The organism is Paenibacillus sp. PAMC21692, from assembly GCF_014303795.1.
GTDB lineage: Bacteria > Bacillota > Bacilli > Paenibacillales > Paenibacillaceae > Pristimantibacillus > Pristimantibacillus agaridevorans.
In genome coordinates, this window is the sequence record NZ_CP060293.1 from 3,881,288 (window position 1) to 3,904,216 (window position 22,929).

The following is a 22,929-nucleotide window of genomic DNA, read 5'->3' on the forward strand; positions in this document are numbered from 1 at the left end:
CTCTTAGGAGCCGTTATTATGGGAGGGTTAACGATGATCCAAGTTACAAGTGTCCAATGCGAATACCAGCACAATCCGATCGGGATCGGGGAGAGGCAGCCGCTGCTCAGTTGGAAGCTGGAAGCGACGTCTGGCCAACGCAAAGTCAATCAATCAGCATACGAGCTCGAAGTCGCATCGGATGCGGGCTTCCACGACATTCTGTGGCAATCCGGCATCATTAACACGGAGCAATCGACCTTCGTCGAAGCGGCAGGTTTAATCTCCGAATCGTGCAAACGTTATTATTGGCGCGTTCGCGTATGGGACGGGGACGGCGTCGTATCGGACTGGTCTCCTGCAGCATTTTGGGAGACGGGCAAGCTCAAGGGAGAGGCGTGGTCGGGCCAGTGGATATCGGCGCCTTTGGCGCAATTGCCTGCGGATGCCGAGCAAGTACCGCTGCTTCGCAAAACATTTAACCTGCGCGGTCCTGTTAAGCAAGCTCGAATCTATGCAACTGCGCTGGGCCTATACGAGCTGGAGCTGAACGGAAAGCGGGTTGGCGATACGTATTTCGCGCCGGGCTGGACGAGCTACAACAATGTGCTGCAGACGCAGACGTACGACGTAACGGATCATTTGACGGCTGGCAACAATGCCATTGGCGCTTGGCTCGGCAACGGTTGGTATAAAGGGAATCTGGCTTGGAGTCATCAGAAGGAGATTTATGGCAATCGGTTGGCGCTTCTAGCGGAGCTTCACGTCCAGTATGAGGATGGCGGCGAAGAGGTAATTGCCACGGATGGAAGCTGGACTTCGGCCCCGGGCCCGATCCGGATGTCGGAAATCTATCATGGGGAAACCTACGATGCTTCGCTGGAACACCCCGGCTGGAGCACGACTGCATTTTCCGAATCGTCCGATTGGCAGTCTGTTGAGGCGATTTCGCAAACATACGAAGTGCTGACGCCGCAGATTAACGTGCCGGTACGGAAAAAGGAGACGCTGAAGCCCGTAGAATGGCTGACGACGCCGAAGGGCGAGACCGTTATCGATTTCGGCCAAAACATGGTCGGATGGGTGAAATTCAGCGTACGGGGAACGGCGGGTGACGAGGTATCTTTGAAACATGCCGAAGTGCTTGATGCCGAAGGTAATTTCTATACCGACAATCTGCGATCGGCGAAGCAAAATATCCGTTATACGTTGAAGGGTGAAAGCATCGAAACGTTCGAGCCGAGATTTACGTTCCAGGGATTCCGTTTTGTCAAGCTGGAAGGGGCGGTGTCAGCGTTCGAGCGGGATGCGTTCGAAGCTGTCGTTATCCATTCGGACATGGAGGAGACAGGGAAGTTCTCTTGCTCGAATCCGCTAATTAACCAGCTTCAGAGCAATATTCGTTGGGGGCTGAAGGGGAACTTCGTCGATGTGCCGACGGATTGTCCGCAGCGCGATGAACGTCTGGGCTGGACTGGCGATGCCCAGATGTTTATAGGAACGGCCGTCTACTTGAACAATGTGGCGCCATTTTTCGCGAAGTGGCTAGGCGATCTCGCAGCGGATCAACGAAGCGACGGAGCTGTTCCGTTCGTCGTGCCGCATGTGCTGGCCGATGACTCCTACGGATCGGCGGCATGGGGCGATGCGGCCGTCATTATTCCGTGGACGCTGTATGCCAGCTATGGCGACAAACGTATTTTGGAGCGGCAATATGACAGCATGAAGGGCTGGGTATCGTTCATAGAGGCGCAGGGAGATCATCCTCACCTGTGGAATACGGGCTTCCACTTCGGCGATTGGCTGGGGCTCGACGCCAAGTCCGGCGATTATATCGGAGCGACGGATCGCGATATCATCGCATCGGCCTTCTACGCTTATTCCGTTAAGCTTGTGCGGAAGTCGGCGGAGGTGCTTGGCCGGGAAGAGGATGCGGCGCACTATGCGGAGCTGGAGCGTCAAGTCGCGGATGCGTTCCGCAAGGAATTCGTGACGCCGGGCGGACGTCTCTCTTCGTCGACGCAAACGGGACATGTGCTGGCGCTTATGTTCGAGCTGCTCGACGAACCTTCCGAGCGTCGTTCGGCGCTGCGATTGAAGGAGCTGCTGGAAGCCAGCAAACATCATCTGACGACGGGTTTCGTAGGCACGCCTTATATCAGCCACGTGCTAAGCAAACACGGCATGCTGGACGAGGCGTATACGCTGCTGCTGCAACAGGACTACCCGTCCTGGCTCTATCCCGTAACGAAAGGAGCAACGACGATCTGGGAGCATTGGGACGGCATCAAGGAGGATGGCAGCTTCTGGAGCGCGGATATGAACTCGTTCAATCACTATGCCTACGGCGCCGTTGGAGACTGGCTCTACCGCACGGTAGCGGGAATACAGCCTGAGGAGTCCGCGCCAGGATACAAGCGTTTCGTCGTCGCGCCGCAGCCGGGAGGCGGACTGACATTCGCCGAGGGCGAGCTGGAGACGATGTACGGCAGAATCCGCTCGGCTTGGAAGCTCGGCGAAAACGGCGCCATCGAGCTGGAGGTTACCGTGCCGCCGAATACGAGCGCGGAGATCCGCTTGCCGGGAGCGGCCGGCGCAGACGTCGTCGCGGAGAGCGGACAGCCGCTGGAAAGCTCGGCAGGTTTAACGCTGTTGAAGTCTGGTGATGGCGTAATCTTGGAGGCAGGCTCAGGCACGTACAAGTTTGCGTACGACTTCAACTGTCAGCCGGCCGTTGCGATTAGCTAAGCGTTCAACTTGGCATGAATATCGCGAGCGTAGGAAAGATAGCGAAGATAGAGATGACAACCGCATAAACCCAACAAGTAAAACAGCTTCTTCGGATTATGACCGGAGGAGCTGTTTCTTTATATTATAGGAAATTATGCGACATACCAAACCGTGGATAATGAGCTTCAGCTGTTATGGGAAGACGCCCATAGGCGTTAGTAACGCTTATGGCTCCGTTGGAGGATAGGCATGCTCGTAGCCATTACCTTCCAATCATCCGTCAGGGTGATTTGGTGCTTGTGATAACTCAACTGCCCGAGAGCAGCAAATTGTGTTTGCTGTTAGTAAAAGTGGGGTATAGATAAAGATTTTTTTTGGATGGCGCGTAATGAATTCCGAAAAATGGGGATAGTAAGCAAGGAAATAAAAACCCCTATTTAGAGAGGCTGTGTGCGATCCAGTGAAAAATCAAGTCAGAGATGCTTCAGGAAAAAAAAGAAGGCAACACCCTGCAATTCGTGCAGCTAAATATGTAAGTGTGGCTGTTATTACGTTAGCGCTTATGTTCAGTCTGCCTCAAACGACTCAGGCAGTTGGCAAAAAGGCGAAGGGTCCCGATGTATACGTCATTCAGGGCATGCTGAAGTCGATCGGCAGCTACGCAGGTCCAATTGATGGTTATTACGGACCTCAAACCGTAAAAGGTGTAAAGTATTATCAAAAAATGCACGGATTGCAGGTAACAGGCTCAGTGGATGCCAAAACGTTACAATCTATAACCTATTCCTATTCCGCTGCTAAGGCTGGCACGAAAGCGCAAGCCAAATGGAAAGGAAAAGCAAGTGGCAAAGGTGCAGGCGTTGGAGCAGGCGGCGCTGGTGGTGCAGGTGGCGCAGGCGGCGGAGCAGGTGGCGCAGGCGGCGGAGCAGGTGGCGCAGGCGGCGGAGCAGGTGGAGCAGGTGGCGGTGCAGGTGGAGCAGGCGGCGGTGCAGGTGGAGCAGGCGGCGGTGCAGGTGGAGCAGGTGGCGCGGGCGGCGGTGCAGGCGGCGCTGGTGGCGCAGGCGGCGGAGCAGGCGGCGGTGCAGGTGGAGCAGGCGGCGGTGCAGGTGGAGCAGGCGGCGGTGCAGGCGGCGCAGGTGGTGGCGCAGGCGGCGGTTTAGGTGGCACTGGCGGCGGAGCAGGTGCAGGCGGTGGTGCAGGAACCGGTATCGAAGGAGGTACCGGCGGCGGCAAAGGCAACATCGGCGGCGGCACTGGCGGCACAGGAACAGAAGGCGGCAAAGGCAACATCGGCGGCGGTACTGGCGGCACAGGAACAGAAGGCGGCAAAGGCAACATCGGCGGCGGCACTGGCGGCACGGGAACAGGCGGCGGCAAAGGCAACATCGGCGGCGGCACTGGCGGCACGGGAACAGGCGGCGGCAAAGGCAACATGGGCGGCGGCACTGGCGGCACGGGAACAGGCGGCGGCAAAGGCAACATGGGCGGCGGCACTGGCGGCACGGGAACAGGCGGCGGCAAAGGCAACATGGGCGGCGGCACTGGCGGAGCTGGAACAGGCGGCGGCAAAGGCAACATGGGCGGCGGCACTGGCGGCACGGGAACAGGCGGCGGCAAAGGCAACATGGGCGGCGGCACTGGCGGAGCCGGAACAGGCGGCGGCAAAGGCAACATGGGCGGCGTGGACAGCAAGTCTAAAAGCCAGCAATAACGCGGCTCCGCGCTAAGCGGAAATGAAGGACCTGACGATTGGCGTCAGGTCCTTCTCTGGTTCCATTGGGGGATACGACTGACGCAGGAGAGCTATTAGACTGGGGCAGGTGGTTGACGGAACTAAAAAAGGGTAAACTAGCAGTAGAAGATTCTAGCAATTATAACAAAGTTGGTGATGGGAGCATGCGTAAGAACAACATCAAAACCCAAGCGAATGCATTGCTTGCTCTATCGGCGGCAGGCATATTGGCCACGTTCCCGTTCCAGCATACGTTCGGCGGAGGGTTGCTGTTCGCGGCTTTCAGCGCGGCGACGATCGGCGGGTTGGCGGATTCGTTTGCGATCAGCGCCTTGTTCGGCAATCCGCTGCGAATAGCATGGCCTTCGTGGATGGGTACGCGTATTATCGCAAAAAATCGGGAGCGGCTGATTGGCGAATTATCGGATATGGTCGAAAAAGAACTGCTTACCGTCGACGCCATCAAAGAAACGTTGGAGGAGCTGAACTTGGCCGATGTCGTCGTTCGTTATTTGCATGAACACGGCGGGGGAGAGAACGCGAAGGAGCTTGCCGTCAAACTTGTCGCCGACTTGCTGGGCAAGGTAGATGCCGAACAGCTTGCGCTGGGTATCGAAGCGTTTACCAAGGAACGGGCGGGTACGATCCAGATTGCCGATCTTATTGCGGATGTAGCAGAGTGGAGCGTAAAGAACGGATACGATGATCGAATCATCACGTTCGGCGCCGAGCAATTGGCCAGATTGGCGGGTACGCCGCAATTTGGCGAGCTGATCGAGAAGTTTGCTGCCGCTGCCATCAAATCCTACGAAGGAGAAAAGTTCAGAAGGCGTCTGGTCGACTTTACGGCCGGCATGAACGCACATGCCATCAGTTCCAAGGTGCAAGCCTGGATCGTTCATTTTCTCTCGGAGCTCGGTCAAGCCGATCATCCGCAAAGAGTGGTGCTGCGCGGTAAAATAATCGATCTCGTAAAAAAACTTCGCGAAGACGAGGCATTACGGCAGAAGGTCGAGGCTGGCAAACATCAACTGCTGCAAGCCGCCCACGGAAAGCTGAAGCTGGACGAATTTCTGGCAGTCCGCTTGGAGAGAATTCGAGAAAAGCTGACCGAAGCGAAAGGTATGTCTAACGACGATTCTGTCTCACAGCCGCTTATGTGGCTGCGCTCGCAATGGAATAAAGGGATGGACCGCTTGGCGTCGGATAGAAGCCTTCAAACCTCTCTCGACGTTATGATGAAACGTGGATTGTTGTCCTGGATTACGCAGAAACATGCCATGATCGGCTCCCTCGTAAGAGAGAAGCTCGGCGCATTCTCGGAGAAGGATCTGATCGAGCTCGTCCAAGATAAGGCGGGCAAGGACCTCCAGTATATCCGGTTAAACGGGATGCTCGTCGGGTCGTTAGTCGGAATCGTGCTTTATTGTGCAACCTTCTGGATAGGGGGTGGCGGTTCATGACGATGAAACAAAAGGCAAATGCCAGCCTGCTGTTGCTTGCCTTGCTGTTTATCGGCGCGGCGGTCGGTCATTACTATTATCCCGCTGCCTGGTGGTCACGGCTTTTGCTCTATACGGCCGAAGCCGGCCTTGTCGGAGCGCTTGCGGATTTGTTTGCGGTAACGGTACTGTTCCGCCATCCGTTCGGCTGGAGCTGGATACCGCATACGGCGATTATCCCAAGGAACCGCGACAAGCTGGTGGACGGCGTCGCTTATATGGTCGAAGAGCAATTGCTCAACAAGGAGCTCATCCGCGACAAAATCAAACAGTTCCGAATTGTGGAAGCGCTGATCTCGTGGGCGGACAGTCGCCCGGATGGCAAACGGATATCCGATCTGGGCTGGACGTTGGCAAGCAACCTGATTAAGAGGATGGATACGTCCGCCACATCTCAAACTTTGGATCATCATACGAGGAATGCGCTGCGGGGAGTCAATCTGTCAACGTATGCCGGCAAAGGGCTGAAATGGATTCTTCGGAGCGGAAACGTTCAGAGCTGGCTAGGGTATATTGTCGATTATGCTGCAAGGCTGACAGCAGGCGATGCAGTCAAAGAAGCTATTCGAGAGATGCTGTCCCGAGAGAAAAACAAGTTCGTGAACGAAGGCGGTTCTATCGCAAGATGGTTCAAACAAAAAATCGTCGAGTTCGCGGAATCCGCGGACGCGCTTAATCTTGACGATGCGGCCCAGACACTCCATCGCGATCTGATCACGTTTATGGAAGAGCTGAAACGACCGGACCATGAAATGCGCGTCTTGCTGGAGACGCAGCTCCATGTATTGGCGGATAAGTTGTCCGACAGCAAGGACATTGCCGCTTCTATCGAAACGTGGAAGCTGGAGGTGCTGGAGCAAATCTCTTTGCAGCCTACCATTGAGGCTCTGCTTAAGACTGTTCAAGGATTGCTGACTGAAGGAGCAGAGGTAAAGTATGTGGTCACCGACGAAGGCACTTTGCGCCAGGCGGATGTGAAGGCTTGGTTTGCAGGACTGTTAGACTCGTATTGGGAATGGTTTAAAAATGACGAAGAAACCAAGGCGCAATTGGAAGAGTACGCTCAGCAATTCGTCAGACAGGTAATCGAGACGGAGCATGCCGTGATCGGAAAAATTGTGCGCAAGACGCTCGGCGGTTTCACGAAAGAGCGACTCGTCTCTTTTATCGAGAGCAAGGTTGATGTCGACCTTCAGCGTATTCGACTTAATGGCGCTTTTATCGGTGCCGGGGTAGGCGTCTTGATCTATGGTTTCTTGCACGGAATTTACGCGCCGTTGCTGAATTGGATATTTTGAACAACCTCTTAGGGCTATATGCCCGAGCAGGAGCCCCGAATGGATGCCTCGTACCGGCGATCGTTCGGGGCTCCCTTCATAAATTAGGACTATCTGTTCTGTATACCGCACAAATGCGGTGGTATAGTTGGAAGGTAGTGGAATTTAAGGGGGGATATCATGAAATTAATCCTATTTAGTGCACTCATTGCATGCCAAGTGGCAATGACGGTGGCGTCGTTATCAGGCTTTCAGCGAACAATTGTGCCTGCCGCAGCGAACGTATTAGCAGGCTTTACGCATAGTGTGAGTCGAAGCGCTGCCGTAAGCTTGCAGGAGGCAGAATTGCCTGACGGGGCAGATCCCACGACCTACCAAACAAAGCTGCATACCATCGATCTCAAACGATGGGGCATTCGCAACGATGGCAGCAAGCCGGTTGAAACGACGCGGGGGATAAACAGAGCGCTTGTTTGGGCGCATAACTCGGGCATTACGGGAGTCACACTTCCTGCGGGCACGTATACCATCGACAAAAACAGCAACATCGAGATGGTCGCCAATATGCTGTTCGAGCTTAGCGACAAGGTGACGATTCAGAAGGAGCCTAACGCGAAGGAAAGTTATTTTTTGCTTCAAGTGAGGTACGGCGACAATAATGTTACGCTCAGAGGCGGAATCTATAAAGGCGACAAGGACCAGCATGATTACTCCAAGAAGGAAAGTCCATATACTCCCGGCACCCATGAAGGCGGATACGGCATCAGCGTCATCGGCGCGGAAAATGTGACGATCGATGGGGTGAAAGCGACACATTTTACGGGAGATGGATTAGTACTGGGCGGGCATGGAACGATGGTGCGGGATCTGTACGAGAACAGCTTTGAGTCGGGTGGCATAGACGCCAAAGGCAAACGGGTCGCCGATCCGGCGAAAATTAGAACATCCATCCCTTTGAAGTTCGACCATGCGATTTTTAAAGATCGGCGCGAATTCGAAATGGCTAATAACCTCAAGCTGCCTCGCAGCTTCGATATCTTCTTCTATTCCAGCAAAAACACGCTAATCAGCAGTCGCAAAAGCGTCAATGCTCGCGACATCATCGCTTTGCCGGACGGAGCAAGCTATGCCCATCTCGTGTTCTCGCAAAAGGGCTTCAAAGGGGCCTATATCGAGCAATGGAACCGAGTAGTCAGCTCTAACGTCGTCGTCCGGGGTTCGGAATTCGCCTACAACAGAAGACAGGGGATTACGGTGGGCGGCGCGGATCGCGTGCTGATCGTAGGTAATGAGCTTCATCATATGAAAGGCACGATGCCGCAATCCGGGATCGATGTGGAAGGCGGCTTCGGCGAGAACGGCAATCGAAACAGCAATATTATGATCAAGGACAATAAGTTCCATAATAACGCCTCCTATGACGTTATCCTGTATGACGGAAGGGACGCCATCGTGGAAGGGAATCATTTGGCCTCCAAAGGAGCCATCGGATTAGCCGTATCGCCTCCGTTTACAGGGGCGCTCATAAGAGGGAATCATTTTGACGGAACGCGTATTATCGCTTATCACGACGTCACGTTCCAGGACAATCGGCTAAACAACTCGTACACGACGCTGGAGGGGCCTCGTATTACCATCGACGGCATGGAAGTAACGGACGGAATTTTGGGCATCAGCGCAAAGGAAGCATACGGGGTTACGGCAAAAAACGTGACGATCACTAGCAAAAACAAATCGGCAGAGGCCGGACTGTCGTTATTCGGCAAGAAGGTGAAGCTGTCCAACATTACGATTATCGGCGAATCCAAATTTCGTACCTTTACCGGCGGCGTTGAGCCCGGCAGCGTGATCGACAACTTGCAGGTGTTGAATTACAACGCCACCTATGGTTTGTCCCTGCCTCCGGCTACCTACACAAATTGCAGCTTCGAGGGCGCGGAAGGCGCCAAGTCGGGAGCAATCGGTTTATCCTTGGGCGGGAAATACGTGTTCGACGGCTGTTCGTTCCGAATCGGCTCTACCGCGATGAACGGACTGATCGCAGACAATGCCAAGCTGGATCTGACTATAAGGAACTCCACCTTCGAAGGACTTGGCGATGCGTCTCTGATATCCGTACAGTCGGCAGCAAACGTGCTGATAGAAAATAATACCTTAATCGCTAATCGATTGACTCGGGAAAATGTAGAGTTGATCAAGCTCAACGATTATTGGAAGCGGAACGATAAACACGATATTTTAAAGGCGGTCATCCAAGGCAACGACATTTCATCTAACCTGTATGCCATCGGGATCTCGACCTTATACGCTGGAACGGATGCGCCTGCCTATACAATCAAAAATAACAAGCTGAAGCATGCAGCGTTGACCATCAAAGACAATGACGTATCGGAAGGAAACGAACTAAATAATTGAAGAAGACCTCCAATCATGGATAAGTCTGCTTTCACTGCCGCATACTAATCCGATTACTACGGAAGCGGGAGCTGAGCGACAGATGAGCTTGACTTGGATATTGGCAGCGATGATGCTGATCGGAACGCAGGAGACGGCGCAAGAGCCGATCAACATCGTTCACCAAGGCGATACGTTATCGCAAATCCAACAATCGGATTATATACACGATCTTCCTGTAGGACCGTTGATTGACGAGAGCAAGCTCGACGCGCTGATCAAGCATGTGGCTGAGCGGGTGGAGACCGAACCTCGCAACGCGGTGCTTGACGGGGCCGGTCGAATCGTGCCGGAGAAGCCGGGCATGAAACTGCACGGCGCAGAGTTTAGACGTCGATTATATGGGAGCATGTTCGAGAAAGGCGGGGGCGAGCTTGAGGTGCCTCTGCGCCCTGTCTTTCCTCGCGTAGACAGCGAAGTTCTCTCAGCGATCAAGGTCAATGCGATTGGCTCGTATTCGACGTACTTCAACAGCCGGAATCGCAATCGTTCCTCTAATATCGTGTTGTCTGCAAAAGCGATTAATAATACGGTAATTTTCCCAGGCGAAAAATTTTCCTTTAACGGCACAGTTGGAAAGCGGACGCGGGAGAAAGGATATCTTCGGGCGCCGGTTATCGTTCGGGGAGAGCTTTACGAAGATATTGGCGGCGGCATCTGCCAGGTATCCTCTACGTTGTACAACGCGGCGGATCGGGCAGGGCTCACGATCGTCGAACGATACTCTCACAGCCGTAATGTCCACTACGTGCCCCCGGGCCGCGACGCCACGGTGAGCTGGTATGGCCCCGACTTCGTATTCGTCAATCCATACAATCATCCCGTTCTTATTCGCGCATACGCGGGACCGGGTTCTGTGAGCATCACGATCTTCTCCTCTGACATGCTCGAAACGCGGCCGCGCGAGGTGCCCGGAGCATCGCGCACGCTCCCCGAGGAAGTGGACCTCGAGGAACGCGGCGTAAACGGAACGAGCGATTAATCGTTCAGCTTTACTTCAATGCCAAGGTAATAGTCGCCTTCCGCGCCTTCCTGGAACTGCGGTGATACAGCTCCTTCGTAGAGATCGTCGCTGCTCGAAAGGCGCAGTGGCAGAGCAACGGGAAGGGCTCCATCCGGCATGTAATGGGCGGTTACCTCATAGTTCCCGATGGGGAGCAGGGGCACGCCGATCCCGCCTGTCAACTCGGAAGCGCGCTTTACGATGGTTTCGTCTTCCGTGCCGTCCAACAGCGGACCCTTCGACGACAAAGTGATGACGATATCGGAGGGATTCCAGAGGGACTGACCTGATGCGTCAACTTCCATAAACAAGGTTCCGGTAATGGGAGCTGCCGTCAATGTGCGGATGCCGCCTTCTAGGGAATCGACAGGCCCGGACAGATCGGCATGGAGATCGCCGATATAACTTTTGCCATGATATTGAATCTCGTACGTAGGAGACAACGTCCAGTTGTCTCCTTTTGTGCTTGATGGAAGCTCGATGGAATAATAGCCATATTCGCTGGACAGTCCGCTGGCTTCCATGTCAGGAGAATCCGTATTAACAGCGATGACCGGAATGCCAGGCTCAGCCGAGCCGCTCTCGTCCGTCACGCGTCCCGCGATCTGCCGCGGCTCCGCTCGCAGGGGAATGGGATCCATATCGTATTGATCATAAATGCCAATTGCAAAGGTATCCTGCGTTGACATATAAACGACGTCATATCCGCTATGTTCCGATACGAACCGCAGGGGGACTAGCGTATTGCCGCCTATCATTTTTGCCGGAGCGTCAAGCGCCGTTTCCTCGCTCCCGACTCTAGCGATAAAGCTGTTTATCGTCAATTCAATTTTGAAGCCGTCCTTTTCCCCACTGGCTACTTGTTCCTCGCCATCCCATGTTACCGTATAACCCAGCGCCTCGAAGATCGCCCGGAAGGGGACAAATGTCCTGCCGTCTTGAATGATAGGTGATGCATCCCCAAACGTTAATGATTTTCCGTTCACGTATACCTCGACCGTTCTTTCTGCCGAAAAGGCCGCACCCGGGAACAACATGGCCGAAATCCATAACAAGGCGAAAATTAATGTAATCGTTTTCCTTCGTTTAAGCAGCGTCTCCTTCATACTTCTCGTCACTCCTTGTCGGGAAGTCGGTATGCTTGCATGAAGTCATTATAACGGAAATTGAATGTCGAATACTGTCGAATTTGTCCGTCGATCTACAAATAAGTCGCTCGACGCAGACGAAATCTGGGTGCGCCTATCTTTGTTAGCCAATTGTTGCAACAGAATAGCCAGATTATGCAAGACGGTGACGTCCCTGATCGGTTAAACTACTAGAAAACAAACATATGATCAGTAATCGAAAGGGATGAATGGAACGATGAAAGAACAACCCGCAATTGCCGTCTTGGGCAGTATAAATATGGATATCGTAGTCAGCGTAAAGCAGCATCCGCTGCCGGGAGAGACGATACACGGCTCGGAGCCGATGTACAGCCCGGGAGGAAAAGGAGCCAATCAGGCTGTAGCGGCGGCAAAATCCGGCATTAAAGTCAGGATGGCCGGAGCGGTAGGAACGGATGGGCATGGACGAGATCTGATGGCGTCACTAGATGGCTACGGGGTGGATACCGGCTCCGTTGCCGGGAAGGAAGGCTCGTCAGGGCTTGCGTTTATTACGGTAGACGAGGCTGGAGAGAACTGCATTATTTTGTCGCCAGGCGCCAACGGCAAGATGTACCCCGAGGAATTGGAGCAGGTGTGGCCGGCTATCGAAGGCTGTTCCGCCGTGCTGCTGCAGAACGAAATTCCGCTTAAGACGACTTTGGCGGCAATGAAAGAAGCAGCGAAGAGGGGGCAACGTGTCTATTTTAATCCTGCACCGGCTGTCGAGCTGCCCGAGAATGCTTATGCGGCAATCCATTGTTTGATTTTGAACGAAACGGAAGCTGATACGCTGATTGGCGGGAGGTTAACGGCAGAAGAAGGAGATGAGGCCCCCGCCGAAATCCGGTCTGCGCGGGCGCTGGTTGAAGCTGGCGTAGAGAGCGTAGTGCTCACCCTGGGAGCCAAGGGAGCCATTTACGCGGACAAATCCGGAGAGACGATTCGCGTCAAAGCGTTTGCCGTAGAGGCGGTCGACACCACTGCCGCCGGCGACACATTTATTGGCGCGTTCGCCGCGATGCGGGAGAGCGGCGAGACAGTGGAGCGATCTTTGCGTTATGCTTCCGCTGCCGCGGCATTAACCGTAACGAAGTCTGGCGCTCAGCAGTCGATACCGGTAAAGGAAGAGGTCGAATTATTTTTGGAAGGAAGAAGTTTTTTGTTAACGTAAAGGTTGGAGGGAGGTGAACGTATTGAAGTTCAAAGTACTCTTTACAATCGTAACCATGGCCATGTTCATCCTTTTGTTAAGTGCTTGCGGCCGTACGGAAAAGGTTAAGCATATTGAGGTTTTCGTGATAGAGACTTCGGAAAAAAACGATGAAGGTTACTTTGAAACGTCGGGATATAAAAAGGTGAATTCCGTAACGGTTATCGAAGAGGGAGAAAAGCATATCCGAACGGAAATAAGAATGATTGAGGACATTTTTGATATAGAAGGGAATTACGTGAAAACGGAAGCGATTTACAGCAAAGCCTATCAATCGAATTTATCGTTCACCGACGAGGGATATGAGCATAGAGAAGAGCTTGTCAAGCCTTCGACCATCTTAATTCCGGACGAAAAGTGGGAGAGATTTAAAATTCAAGATTTGACGGAGGAGCAACAGTCCGCCGTAGAGGAGCATGTACGAGCGCTTACGGAGGGAATGAAATAACATCCGGAATGTAGCCTGACCTTCGGAACCGAGTATGCAGGAAGCATACTTGGGTCCGAAGGTTTTTTTGTACCGAATATTTGCGTTCGTTGAAATGGGAGGCCGTCCGCTGCCATGGAAGCCAAACCGATGGCGACATGGGCGAACGAATATTTACTTTAGATGCTGCCTTGCACGAGTGCGTGAGGTAGATCAGGAGCGAAATCGGATAACGACGGTAAGCTTGTGTAACGATTCGTTTATTTCGGAGGGGGAGGCGGCGTTCTATGATGGAAGGGAATACGCAAACGGGAGGCTGATTGACGTGCAAAAGGGGAAGATTACGCTCCCGGAAATCGGGGGACAGGCGGAAGCGATTGCCGCTGCCTGGACGAGATTGCAGGGGCAGAAAGATTGGGTTTCAGCTTATATCGGAAACGAAAGCTTCGACGAGATCATCTTCATCGGTTCAGGTTCGTCGTATTACCAGGCGATGATCATGGCTGTTTCGACTCGGTTATGGCTTGGCAGGAGGTCAGTAGCCCTGCCGTCATCGGACATTTTGTTGCTCCGGAAGCAGTCGGTAGCGGGTGCAGGCCGCATATTGCTGGTTGGCGTTTCCCGTTCCGGCGAATCGTCGGAAGTAATCATGGCGCTCGAATCGGTGAAGGAGCTGGAGGGCTGGACAACTTGCGGCATAACTTGTTATCCGTCCAGCAGACTGGGAACGATGACGAAATGTTTGGTCTCGCCGCTCGGGCAAGAGGCGAGTACAGTAATGACGAAGTCGTTTAGCAGCATGACGTTTATGATGCAGGCCGCAATTGCACTGGTTGCGGGGGCGGGTTATCTCGGCCAGATGGAGACCGTCAAGGAGCTGGCGGCGGACATCGTGCAGCGCAGCGGGACGTTTGCTGCGAAGCTGGCCGAGGAGAACCGGTTCGATAAGTTTATTTATTTGGGAATGGGCGCTTATTACGGCGTAACGCAGGAGGCTTGTCTTAAACTCAAGGAGATGGCTTACGTCTGGACGGAAAGTTACGGGACGCTGGAGTTCCGCCATGGTCCCAAATCGATTGTAGAGCCCGGCACCCTGGTCTGCCTGCTCGTATCCGAGCAAACGCGCGCCTATGAGCTGAAGGTGGCCGAAGAAATGAAAGGTTACGGCGCTTCCATCCTTCTGTTGACAGCAGCTAAGGGGGGCGATACCGCTTTTGCCGACGAAGTGTTCGAGATCGGAGCGGCGTTGCTCTCCGATGAAGCGCGGGCGGTTTTATATTTGCCGCTGCTGCAATATATCGGGTTTTATTTTGCGTTGAAATGCGGCGTCGACCCCGATCATCCCCGAAATTTGACGCAGGTGGTTACCATCTGATGCGCGAGCGGGAACGAACCCGGAACGAGGATGGCGGTAATGACGGAACCTCGGCAGGGGATCAAACTTTCACGATCGGCATAGACGTGGGGGGGACCAATATCGTTTGCGGAGCCGTTGACGCTGCAGGCCGGGTCATCGGCAAGCGGAAGCTGCCGACGGAGGCGCACTCGGGGCCGGACGCCGTATTGGACCGAATTGCCTCGATGATCGAGGAGATACAAGCGGAGTGCGGCCTGCGCGGAGCGATTGCGGCGGTTGGCATCGGCGTCCCGGGGCTTATTGAACCGGAGACGGGAATATCGAGAAACGCCGGCAATCTGGGATGGCGGAATATTCACGTAGCCGCCGAGCTTGAGCAGCGTGCAGGCATTGCCGTACGCGTGGACAACGACGTGAAGCTGTACGTGTACGGCGAAGCCGTGGCGGGGGCGGGCCGAGGGTACCGGCATGTGCTCGGCATGACGATCGGGACGGGTATTGCTTCCGCCGCGGTAAGCGATGGCAAGCTGCTGTACGGCCACAAGGCGATGGCCGGGGAAATCGGCCACGTCCGGATGGAAGGCGTGGACGAAGTTTGCGCTTGCGGATTAAGCGGCTGTCTCGAGACGTTCGCGTCGGCGTCCGGCATGCTGCGTCGAGCGAGGAGGCTGCTGGAGCAGGGCCGTCCAAGCGTGCTGCGGCAATGGTTCCCCGGCCCGGAGCTTGCCCGATTGACCGGTGCCGATCTGTCGCGGGCGATGGACGAAGGCGATGAACTCGCGAGGGAGATTATCGTCTCGGCCGGAGAACTGACCGGCCGTGCGCTTGCCGCTGCGGCAGCGGTGCTCAGTCCGGACATTGTCATTATCGGCGGAGGCGGCGCGCTTGCGGGAGAGCGGCTGCTGTCTCCGTTGCGAAGAGAATTGTTGGACCGCCTCTTGCCGGAATTCCGCGAGGGGCTGCAGGTGGTCGCGGCCGAACACAACGATGACGCCGGCATTATCGGGAGCGCCTTGTATGCGCGCGAACGGCTGCTTGCGAAGTGAAATCAGGGAGGAACCACACATGACTTTAGTATCATCCACTACGCTCCTTAGGGATGCGCGCGATGGCGGTTATTGCATCGGGGCGTTTAATGTTCACACCCTTGAGATGCTGCAAGCCGTCGTGGAAGCGGCGGAGGAGCTTCGCTCGCCCCTTATTATTCAATCCACCGTCGGCACGGTCAAACATCTGGGAGCGGATTACATTGCCGCGGCGGCGAAGACGGCGGCCCGCCGAAGCTCGGTGCCGATCGCGCTTCATCTCGATCATTGCTCGGACTTCGGCATCATTATGCAATGTATCCGCGCGGGTTATACGTCGGTTATGATCGATGCGTCACATGAGCCGTTCGAACGCAACGTGGAGGCGACGAGCAAAGTCGTGGAAGCGGCGGCGGCGGTCGGCGTCAACGTCGAAGCGGAATTGGGCCGTGTTGGCGGAGTGGAAGATGACATCGTCGTCGACGAACGCGACGCCTTGCTGGCTGACCCGGACGAATGCGCCGCATTCGTGGAACGGACCGGCGTCCATACGCTTGCTCCGGCTATCGGAACGGCCCATGGCATCTACAAGGGAGATCCCAAAATCGACTTCGACCGTATTGGGCGAATTGCCGCCAAAGTCGAGATCCCGCTAGTTCTGCACGGCGGATCCGGCATTCCTGACGCGCAAGTGAGAAGAGCGGTATCGCTCGGCATGTCCAAGATGAACGTGGCTACGGAGCTGCGAATCGTGTTCTCCGATGCGATCAAATCCGTCTTCGCGGAGCACCCGGATGAAAACGATCCGAGAAAATATATGGTGCCGGCCAAACAGGCTCTCAAAGCGGTCGCCATGGAGAAGATCCATTTGTGCGGGTCCACGGGCAAGGCTTGAGTCAGGTGTCATTTGCAAGGCAGTTAATAAGAAGGCGGCTGATTTCATGCAATCCATGATTGTTACGGTTACGCTAAACGCTTCGATCGATAAAACCTATTATGTTCCCGCTTGGTCCAAAGGGGGCGGAGCAAGGGCTGTTCGAACGATCTCCACCGCTGGCGGCAAAGGACTGAACGTAGCCCGGGTATTGAGACAGCTGGGCCATGAGAACGTGGCGGCAACGGGATTTACGGCGGGATACAACGGCATGTACATTGCCGAACGGATCGTCGAAGCAGGAATACGAGCCGCATTTGTCGAGGCGCATGGAGAATCCCGCATCTGCATGAACGTTATTGACCAGAGCGACGGCTCCTCGACGGAAGTGCTGGAGCAGGGAATCGAGGTAGGCGAGGAGCAGTTGTCGGAGTTGCGACAGACGCTTCGACTGTTAAGCAGGGAGGCTGCCCTCGTTATATTCGCGGGGAGCTTGCCGCGCGGCGTACCCGCCGACTGGTATGCGGAATTGATCGGAATTGCGCGCGAAGAAGGCGCTTTGGCATTTCTGGATACGAGCGGCGAAGCTCTGCTGCTGGGCCTAGACGGGAAGCCGGACTTCGTCAAGCCTAACGAGGAAGAGATAAACGCGTTGCTCCCGGGCGAGGAGCGCGGCGATGTTCTTCGAGGGTTATCGGTATTAATGGAAAGGGGCATTACGAATGCCGCCATTACGCTCGGTTCGGCTGGAGCGGTTGCAGGGTCGAAAGGGAAGTTCTACAAGGTAGGTCTGCCCATGCTGAAGACGGTCAATGCGGTCGGAAGCGGCGACGCATTCGTTGCGGGTTACGCCTACGGCTGCGTACGTGGCTGGCCGTCCGCGGAATGTTTGCGCTACGGTGCCGCAGCAGGAAGCGCCAACGCATTGTCGCCGATGACAGGGGATGTAAGCGCGGATCTGATGGCCGCGTTACTGGAGCAAGTCAAGGTAGAACCATGGACGGTCGACTAGAAGGGGGCATAAGGCCGGTTTCCTGCATTGGGGTTATAACTTCTGGTATAGGCAATATTCCGCCGGCGCGATTGACCCGTTCCGCGTGACGGACGAGGGCCATGCGTTTCCTTCAGGGGACGCCTTCCTCGTCTATCCGGGACCGGATGGTCCGATCGAGTCGATTCGGCTGGAAGTGCTGTTCGAGGAGCTTCAGGATTTGCGCGCGCTGCAAAGTCTGGAGTCCCTAATCGGACGCGAGGCGACGGTTGGGCTGCTGGAGGTCGATTTGGAGGGTGAACTGACCTTCAAGAGTTATCCGGAGGATGCAGGCTGGCTGCTTGCGGCAAGAGAGAGAATCAACAGAGCGATTGCGGAGCATCGGGAAGGCAAGTAAGTCATAGTCGTGCTCTGCCCGAGAAAGGAGACTGCAAGATGGGGCTTATCAAGGTGTTGTTCTGGTTTGACGTGGAGGACTTCATCAATCCGGAGTCCGAAGACGCGCTGCTCGGGCTTCTGGATTTGCTGGACGAGAGGGGCGTTACGGGCATCTTCAAATTGGTAGGCGAAAAAATCCGGGTGCTGGACAGGAATGGAAGGGCCGACATTATCGCCAAACTGAAGCGTCACGAGATCGGTTACCATACGGACTGGCATAGCGTGCATCCCGTCGTGACCGAATATTTGGAGCCGCGTGGCTTCCGCGAAGGCGCGGAGGAATTCGCGAGACGCGAGGGCGGAGGCTTCGATGATCTGGAGCGAATTACCGGACGGCCGGTGCGTTGCTATGGCCAGCCCGGGCAGGCTTGGGCGCCGCAAGTATTCCCCGCGCTTCGCCGCTGGGGCGTATCGGCTTACCTGGACGGCCACGATCAGGTGACGATGGACGGCAGGCCGTTCTGGTACGGCGGACTGCTGCATCTGGCATCGCTTGAAGGGCTGATGGTTATGCCGCTCGCGGAGGGGGCATTGCCGAAAGCGATGGAAACGTTCGACCGGCTCTGCGAGAAGCAACGGAATGAAGAAGTCGGTTTTATCAGCATCTTCTATCATCCTACGGAGTTTGTGTTCGAGGAGTTCTGGGATGCGGTCAACTTCTCTGGCGGAAGCAATCCGCCCCCCGAGCATTGGGTGAAGCCGCGTTTCCGGCCGGAAGGGCATATGCGCATGTATTTGGACCGCGTAGCGCAATTGGTCGACTATACCCTTACGAAGCCCAATGTTTCGTACGCTACGACGGAGGATATTATTGATCTGGAGAGAACGGCGAGCCGGCCGCTTTCCGCAAGAGAGGTCGCAACCATCGCAGAGCGAATGGGAAGCGAGCTTCGGTATTGGATGAACGGCGATTTGAATCTGTCGGCAGGCGAGCTGTTCTCCGTTTTCCGCCAAATCGCGCTTGGCTTGGATCAGGCGGTACCGGAGCTGATCTATGGTCCGGAACGCGATTGCGAGGAAGTTCCCGCTAATGCCGCGATACGCGTGAGGGATATCATAGCGGCGATTGCCGCGCCGCTGCCCGATGTATGCGGGTATCCGCAACTGCCGGACTGCTTTGAAGCTGGCGGGACGAAGCTGAGTCCCGCATCAATGACCTGCACGCTGGCGGCTATTATTCGCGACGGGCTTGGACCGGATGATCTCGTGATGCCGCGGCACGGACGGCTTCGGTCGGTCGAACACTCCGCGAGTGACGGCGAGTGGGCGAAATATTGGTGCATCTTCCCCGATCATTTGCAGGTGCCGAATATTGTGGCGCAGTCCCGTCGGCAGACGTGGACGATCAAACCCGCTATATTCACGAGTCCATCGGGAGGTTCCTTATGACGGTGATGGGTTTGTTGTCCGAGGGCTCCATTCTGGAGGCGAACCGCCTGCTTGGTCTGTCAGAAACGCCTCTTACTTCAGTACTTGAGGCTGCGGCGATTGTAAGGAAGGACGACGTCTTGATAGACCTGTTACGGCAAGGCGTCCTTGGCGTACACGCACTGACCGACATGAATGAGACTGCGTTTAGCGAAGCGGTACAAGGATTGCCTGCATTGGCAGATGGCAGGAGCGATAAGGTAAGGGGGATTTTGAAGGAGCGATCCGGATTATTTGCGGTGCTTGTCGTCGCCAGCTTGCTGCCATGGACGATTCGGTTTTACCGATCGAAAGGGATTCAAGAGAGCGTACTCGCCGAAACGATGAGCGATCTGCTCATCTGGATGAACCGCTACCATGCGGAGCATGGCGTATGGGGACTGGATAACTTGACCTGGCTGCTCCATCATCTCGGAGGAAGGCTCTTCCGGCTGGGACGTCTGCAATTCGCGCACAATATGTCGGATCACGACATTATTGTTATGAGCCATCGCGAGTCCGGCCGCACGCTGCTGTTCTCGGAGCCGGGCGTCCAATACCGAAGCGACGGATTGGTCAACGGCACGAACGGGATATATGAGGCGAAGCGGTGCTGGACGTCAGGATTTCATCAAGACGACGGAGGTTTCGCCGGTTATCCGATGATTCCGACCGGCTTGGCTTCACAAGGGCTGATTCGTTTGTCCGCCGCAGATTGGCAGATGGCGTTCCGCCGCGGGGATCCCGTGCTGGATATGCATATCCCGGAGGGAGAGCCGCTGCTGCCCGAGGCTTGCGAGGAATCGATGAGGAGAGCGATCGCTTTTTTCGACAGCTATTTCCCTGAGAAGCCGATCAAAGCGTTCGTCTGCGTCTCCTGGCTGCTCGACTCGCAGCTTGCGGACATCGTGCCCGCAACTTCGAATATTACGGCGTTCCAGCGAATGCTCCACTTGTTCCCGGTGTTGTCCGACGAACGGGAGACTTATATCCGCGTATTCGGAACGGACACGCTCGACCCGGCGACGGCCAGAAGCGACACCGGCTTGCGAAAGGCAATCATCGCCTTCGCGGCAAACGGTCAGCGGCTGCGCGGCGGCGGCGGGCTCAGGTTGATCGACCCAGTTGGATGCAAATAATTATATCCTATCGTAAAGGTGTGTATTTATGAATCTACCAAACAAGAGCAGAATGGCCTTTGAACGGGTGGCTAAGTAATGGCGCGTTCGATCCGTCTTAGCCAGTGGGCGCAGAACAATATCCGCAAGGGCATTTATCTGCCCATGCCGCCAGAGTATGAATGGCCGGAAGATTACCGCGAGAGCGAGGCGGTTTTACCGCTAAGGCTTCAATGCCCGCGCATTGGAGCAGACACCCCGGCGGTCATGCACCACTCTGTTGCTTATCCCGGCATGCTATGGGAATACCCATTTAGGCCCATGTTCGGTTTGCGCCCCTACCATGGAAAGCTTGACGGCGATTACCCTGCCGGAACAACTATAGGCGCATCATTCACTTTCGATGCTTTTGGCGACTATGTGCCGAATAAGAAGGCGCTAAACGTATCAATACCAGACCCTGAGATTGGCCATATCTCATTCCTGGCTTATGCATTTTCACAAACCGATCAGGTTGCGCACAACTTTAAAATCCATTGCGACTATGGTTATCACTGGTTTACGCACCCTACCGGACTTGGTACAGGCGATGGACTTTCGCCGGAAAATGCTGCATCGTGGGCAGACACATTTCAGGGCGCTTCGACCGTTGGGCCGTCGAAAGGCAAGGTTCTTGTTTGCCGCGGCGGGAGATACGCAGGCTCGGAGTATGTGACAAACCCTGCATTTAATGCCATTAATATGATTGCTTATCCTGGCGAGGTTGCAGAGTTTTCATTTAAGATTTTGATATCATCCAGCGATACGTTTATAGGCAGCGGTATTCGCATGGTGGACAAAATAATTACTAAAAGCGGAATGATAACCATTGACGGCATAAAAAACCGAGTTGTTTTGTGGGAAGTGGATTGCGAAAACTTAATACTGGAGGGCGACTCGGATAATCAAAGCTTTATTTTCTCCAATGGCATTGCACAACATTATCGGGACTCGTTGTCGATACTGAGTTGTACTTTTTATAATTCAACTACGCATTTTTGTGAGATATATTGTGTCGATTATCTTTTGGTGGATAAGTGCGAGGCCGTATTTACAGAAGGGAATAAGCAGTTAAGCAGGTCACTTATATTCCCCAAAGCACAAAACAGGCATACGCACATTACGGACTGTGTTTTTGATAACCCGGATTATCATATCGAGCCTTCGGCGGCATTTGTCGATCTTTTTACAAGCGGTTACGGCGAGCCTCTTCATGCGATAAATGTGGTTGAAAACTGCTACTACAATGGCAATGGAGGGATGGCCTACCAGTTGAACAAAGGCTCGGGGTCCGGTATTGCCGTAAGCGTAAACCATCTCATTCGCTCCACAACGCGTGGCGGGCGTGTTGGCGCATACGGACAGGGGCAAACCGGAAGTTGGAGTTATATTAGAGATTGCGCATTCCAGAATCAGGAAGGCGCCACTCAAGGACTAATACAAAGCAGTACCCCGCCTATAGGAAAGTACACCGTTCAAGGCAACCATTTGGCGGCCGTTTCCAGCCTGATAGATACCAATGGCCGATTAACTAACGGGGATCGAGGGCTTAGCGGAAAACAATACTGGAAGCCTGCAGAATTAAAGCGGTCGCTGCTGTTTTCCATATTTTCAGATAGTGGGACGCAAAACCCATGGGGACCGACGAACTCTAATCCTGCATTTCCTGCCGGGTATACCTTAAAGGGATCTCCCGCAAGGGTTTCGCAAAACGCGTTCAGAAATTTTAATGCCGGCACGTCAGGGGTAAATATTATACTGTTGGATGATACGGCGCTTACCGGCACAACGATTTCGGCAGAGGGTTTTTTCTCGACTGTCGGATCGTCTTCCCAAGGGTTTGTGCTTGCTAATCCATCTACTGGCAACGGATATCAAATCCTGATTAACTCCACGAATACGCGGATTTTTGCCATGGCGAACTGGGCTATATCCGGCTCTGCGCTGCGCACAATCGATTACTCGGTCCCCTCTGACAACTATGGTGTATTTAGGAGAAATAACTTCAATGGAGATATGGAGTTTTGGGCCGGCGCCAGCCCAGGCAGCCTGACTCAGCGCGGGACGACATTTACGCAGGCGAACGCGAATACCGATTGGCGCGCGGGTGTATTTGTCCGTGACGGCGGGAGAATGGGGGCGCTTGTTTCCGCATATACCCCCACTTAATCTATCCCCCGCAGTAACATAAGCAAAATCGTATTAAGCGCGCCAA

General features: G+C 54.7%; 17 protein-coding genes. 16 read left to right on the top strand and 1 reads right to left on the bottom strand.

All coding sequences use genetic code 11. The annotated features are described in order from the left end of the window. The first annotated feature begins 33 nt into the window (after window positions 1-33). From H7F31_RS15345 to H7F31_RS15370, 6 genes are all read left to right on the top strand, one after another. Complete coding sequence (locus H7F31_RS15345) at window positions 34-2,727, top strand: glycoside hydrolase family 78 protein (protein ID WP_187104892.1); 2,694 nt, start codon at window positions 34-36, stop codon at window positions 2,725-2,727. 520 nt (window positions 2,728-3,247) lie between these two features. Further along, on the top strand, window positions 3,248-4,420 hold the full coding sequence (locus tag H7F31_RS15350; protein ID WP_261800431.1) for a peptidoglycan-binding domain-containing protein: 1,173 nt from the start codon (window positions 3,248-3,250) through the stop codon (window positions 4,418-4,420). 185 nt (window positions 4,421-4,605) lie between these two features. After that, window positions 4,606-5,904, top strand: coding sequence for a DUF445 domain-containing protein (locus H7F31_RS15355; protein WP_187104893.1), 1,299 nt, complete (start codon window positions 4,606-4,608; stop codon window positions 5,902-5,904). After that, window positions 5,901-7,241: a DUF445 domain-containing protein gene (locus H7F31_RS15360; protein WP_187104894.1), complete on the top strand. Its 1,341-nt coding sequence runs from the start codon at window positions 5,901-5,903 to the stop codon at window positions 7,239-7,241. The genes H7F31_RS15355 and H7F31_RS15360 overlap by 4 nt, the downstream gene beginning before the upstream one ends. A gap of 159 nt (window positions 7,242-7,400) precedes the next feature. Then, the gene (locus tag H7F31_RS15365) at window positions 7,401-9,635 is read left to right on the top strand and encodes a right-handed parallel beta-helix repeat-containing protein (protein ID WP_187104895.1); all 2,235 of its coding nucleotides are present in this window, start codon (window positions 7,401-7,403) and stop codon (window positions 9,633-9,635) included. A gap of 82 nt (window positions 9,636-9,717) precedes the next feature. Continuing rightward, window positions 9,718-10,656, top strand: a complete 939-nt coding sequence (locus tag H7F31_RS15370) for a VanW family protein (protein ID WP_187104896.1) — start codon at window positions 9,718-9,720, stop codon at window positions 10,654-10,656. On the opposite strand, the gene H7F31_RS15375 is transcribed toward H7F31_RS15370, so the two are convergent. Further along, the gene (locus tag H7F31_RS15375; protein WP_187104897.1) at window positions 10,653-11,783 is read right to left on the bottom strand and encodes a copper amine oxidase N-terminal domain-containing protein; all 1,131 of its coding nucleotides are present in this window, start codon (window positions 11,781-11,783) and stop codon (window positions 10,653-10,655) included. The two genes, H7F31_RS15370 and H7F31_RS15375, sit on opposite strands and share 4 nt — an antisense overlap. Before the next feature lie 259 nt (window positions 11,784-12,042). Between H7F31_RS15375 and rbsK the strand changes: the two genes are divergently transcribed. From rbsK to H7F31_RS15425, 10 genes are all read left to right on the top strand, one after another. Continuing rightward, window positions 12,043-12,999 (top strand): ribokinase, encoded by a 957-nt coding sequence (gene rbsK, locus H7F31_RS15380; protein WP_187104898.1) that lies wholly within the window; start codon window positions 12,043-12,045, stop codon window positions 12,997-12,999. Between the two features lie 22 nt (window positions 13,000-13,021). Beyond that, complete coding sequence (locus H7F31_RS15385; protein WP_261800432.1) at window positions 13,022-13,486, top strand: hypothetical protein; 465 nt, start codon at window positions 13,022-13,024, stop codon at window positions 13,484-13,486. A gap of 298 nt (window positions 13,487-13,784) precedes the next feature. After that, window positions 13,785-14,840, top strand: a complete 1,056-nt coding sequence (locus H7F31_RS15390) for an SIS domain-containing protein (RefSeq protein WP_397374699.1) — start codon at window positions 13,785-13,787, stop codon at window positions 14,838-14,840. Beyond that, on the top strand, window positions 14,840-15,868 hold the full coding sequence (locus H7F31_RS15395) for an ROK family protein (protein WP_187104899.1): 1,029 nt from the start codon (window positions 14,840-14,842) through the stop codon (window positions 15,866-15,868). The genes H7F31_RS15390 and H7F31_RS15395 overlap by 1 nt, the downstream gene beginning before the upstream one ends. A 19-nt stretch (window positions 15,869-15,887) precedes the next feature. After that, window positions 15,888-16,742 carry a class II fructose-1,6-bisphosphate aldolase gene (fba, locus tag H7F31_RS15400; RefSeq protein ID WP_187104900.1) on the top strand — a complete coding sequence of 285 codons (855 nt, stop codon included), beginning with the start codon at window positions 15,888-15,890 and terminating at the stop codon, window positions 16,740-16,742. 46 nt (window positions 16,743-16,788) lie between these two features. Beyond that, window positions 16,789-17,733, top strand: a complete 945-nt coding sequence (locus tag H7F31_RS15405) for a 1-phosphofructokinase family hexose kinase (protein WP_187104901.1) — start codon at window positions 16,789-16,791, stop codon at window positions 17,731-17,733. Window positions 17,734-17,755: 22 nt separating this feature from the next. Further along, window positions 17,756-18,109, top strand: a complete 354-nt coding sequence (locus H7F31_RS15410; RefSeq protein WP_187105375.1) for a DUF4091 domain-containing protein — start codon at window positions 17,756-17,758, stop codon at window positions 18,107-18,109. 38 nt (window positions 18,110-18,147) lie between these two features. Further along, window positions 18,148-19,539 carry a polysaccharide deacetylase family protein gene (locus H7F31_RS15415; RefSeq protein WP_187104902.1) on the top strand — a complete coding sequence of 464 codons (1,392 nt, stop codon included), beginning with the start codon at window positions 18,148-18,150 and terminating at the stop codon, window positions 19,537-19,539. Then, window positions 19,536-20,696 (top strand): acyltransferase domain-containing protein, encoded by a 1,161-nt coding sequence (locus H7F31_RS15420; protein ID WP_187104903.1) that lies wholly within the window; start codon window positions 19,536-19,538, stop codon window positions 20,694-20,696. The genes H7F31_RS15415 and H7F31_RS15420 overlap by 4 nt, the downstream gene beginning before the upstream one ends. Window positions 20,697-20,774: 78 nt before the next feature. After that, on the top strand, window positions 20,775-22,883 hold the full coding sequence (locus H7F31_RS15425) for a hypothetical protein (protein ID WP_187104904.1): 2,109 nt from the start codon (window positions 20,775-20,777) through the stop codon (window positions 22,881-22,883). Window positions 22,884-22,929: the final 46 nt, after the last annotated feature.

What these genes read in the sequence shown, in the direction of transcription:
- H7F31_RS15345 (WP_187104892.1), top strand. Translation starts at nt 34, where the DNA reads ATGATCCAAGTTACAAGTGTCCAATGCGAATACCAGCACAATCCGATC.
- H7F31_RS15355 (WP_187104893.1), top strand. Translation starts at nt 4,606, where the DNA reads ATGCGTAAGAACAACATCAAAACCCAAGCGAATGCATTGCTTGCTCTA.
- H7F31_RS15360 (WP_187104894.1), top strand. Translation starts at nt 5,901, where the DNA reads ATGACGATGAAACAAAAGGCAAATGCCAGCCTGCTGTTGCTTGCCTTG.
- H7F31_RS15365 (WP_187104895.1), top strand. Translation starts at nt 7,401, where the DNA reads ATGAAATTAATCCTATTTAGTGCACTCATTGCATGCCAAGTGGCAATG.
- H7F31_RS15370 (WP_187104896.1), top strand. Translation starts at nt 9,718, where the DNA reads ATGAGCTTGACTTGGATATTGGCAGCGATGATGCTGATCGGAACGCAG.
- H7F31_RS15375 (WP_187104897.1), bottom strand. Translation starts at nt 11,783, where the DNA reads ATGAAGGAGACGCTGCTTAAACGAAGGAAAACGATTACATTAATTTTC.
- rbsK (WP_187104898.1), top strand. Translation starts at nt 12,043, where the DNA reads ATGAAAGAACAACCCGCAATTGCCGTCTTGGGCAGTATAAATATGGAT.
- H7F31_RS15395 (WP_187104899.1), top strand. Translation starts at nt 14,840, where the DNA reads ATGCGCGAGCGGGAACGAACCCGGAACGAGGATGGCGGTAATGACGGA.
- fba (WP_187104900.1), top strand. Translation starts at nt 15,888, where the DNA reads ATGACTTTAGTATCATCCACTACGCTCCTTAGGGATGCGCGCGATGGC.
- H7F31_RS15405 (WP_187104901.1), top strand. Translation starts at nt 16,789, where the DNA reads ATGCAATCCATGATTGTTACGGTTACGCTAAACGCTTCGATCGATAAA.
- H7F31_RS15415 (WP_187104902.1), top strand. Translation starts at nt 18,148, where the DNA reads ATGGGGCTTATCAAGGTGTTGTTCTGGTTTGACGTGGAGGACTTCATC.
- H7F31_RS15420 (WP_187104903.1), top strand. Translation starts at nt 19,536, where the DNA reads ATGACGGTGATGGGTTTGTTGTCCGAGGGCTCCATTCTGGAGGCGAAC.
- H7F31_RS15425 (WP_187104904.1), top strand. Translation starts at nt 20,775, where the DNA reads ATGGCGCGTTCGATCCGTCTTAGCCAGTGGGCGCAGAACAATATCCGC.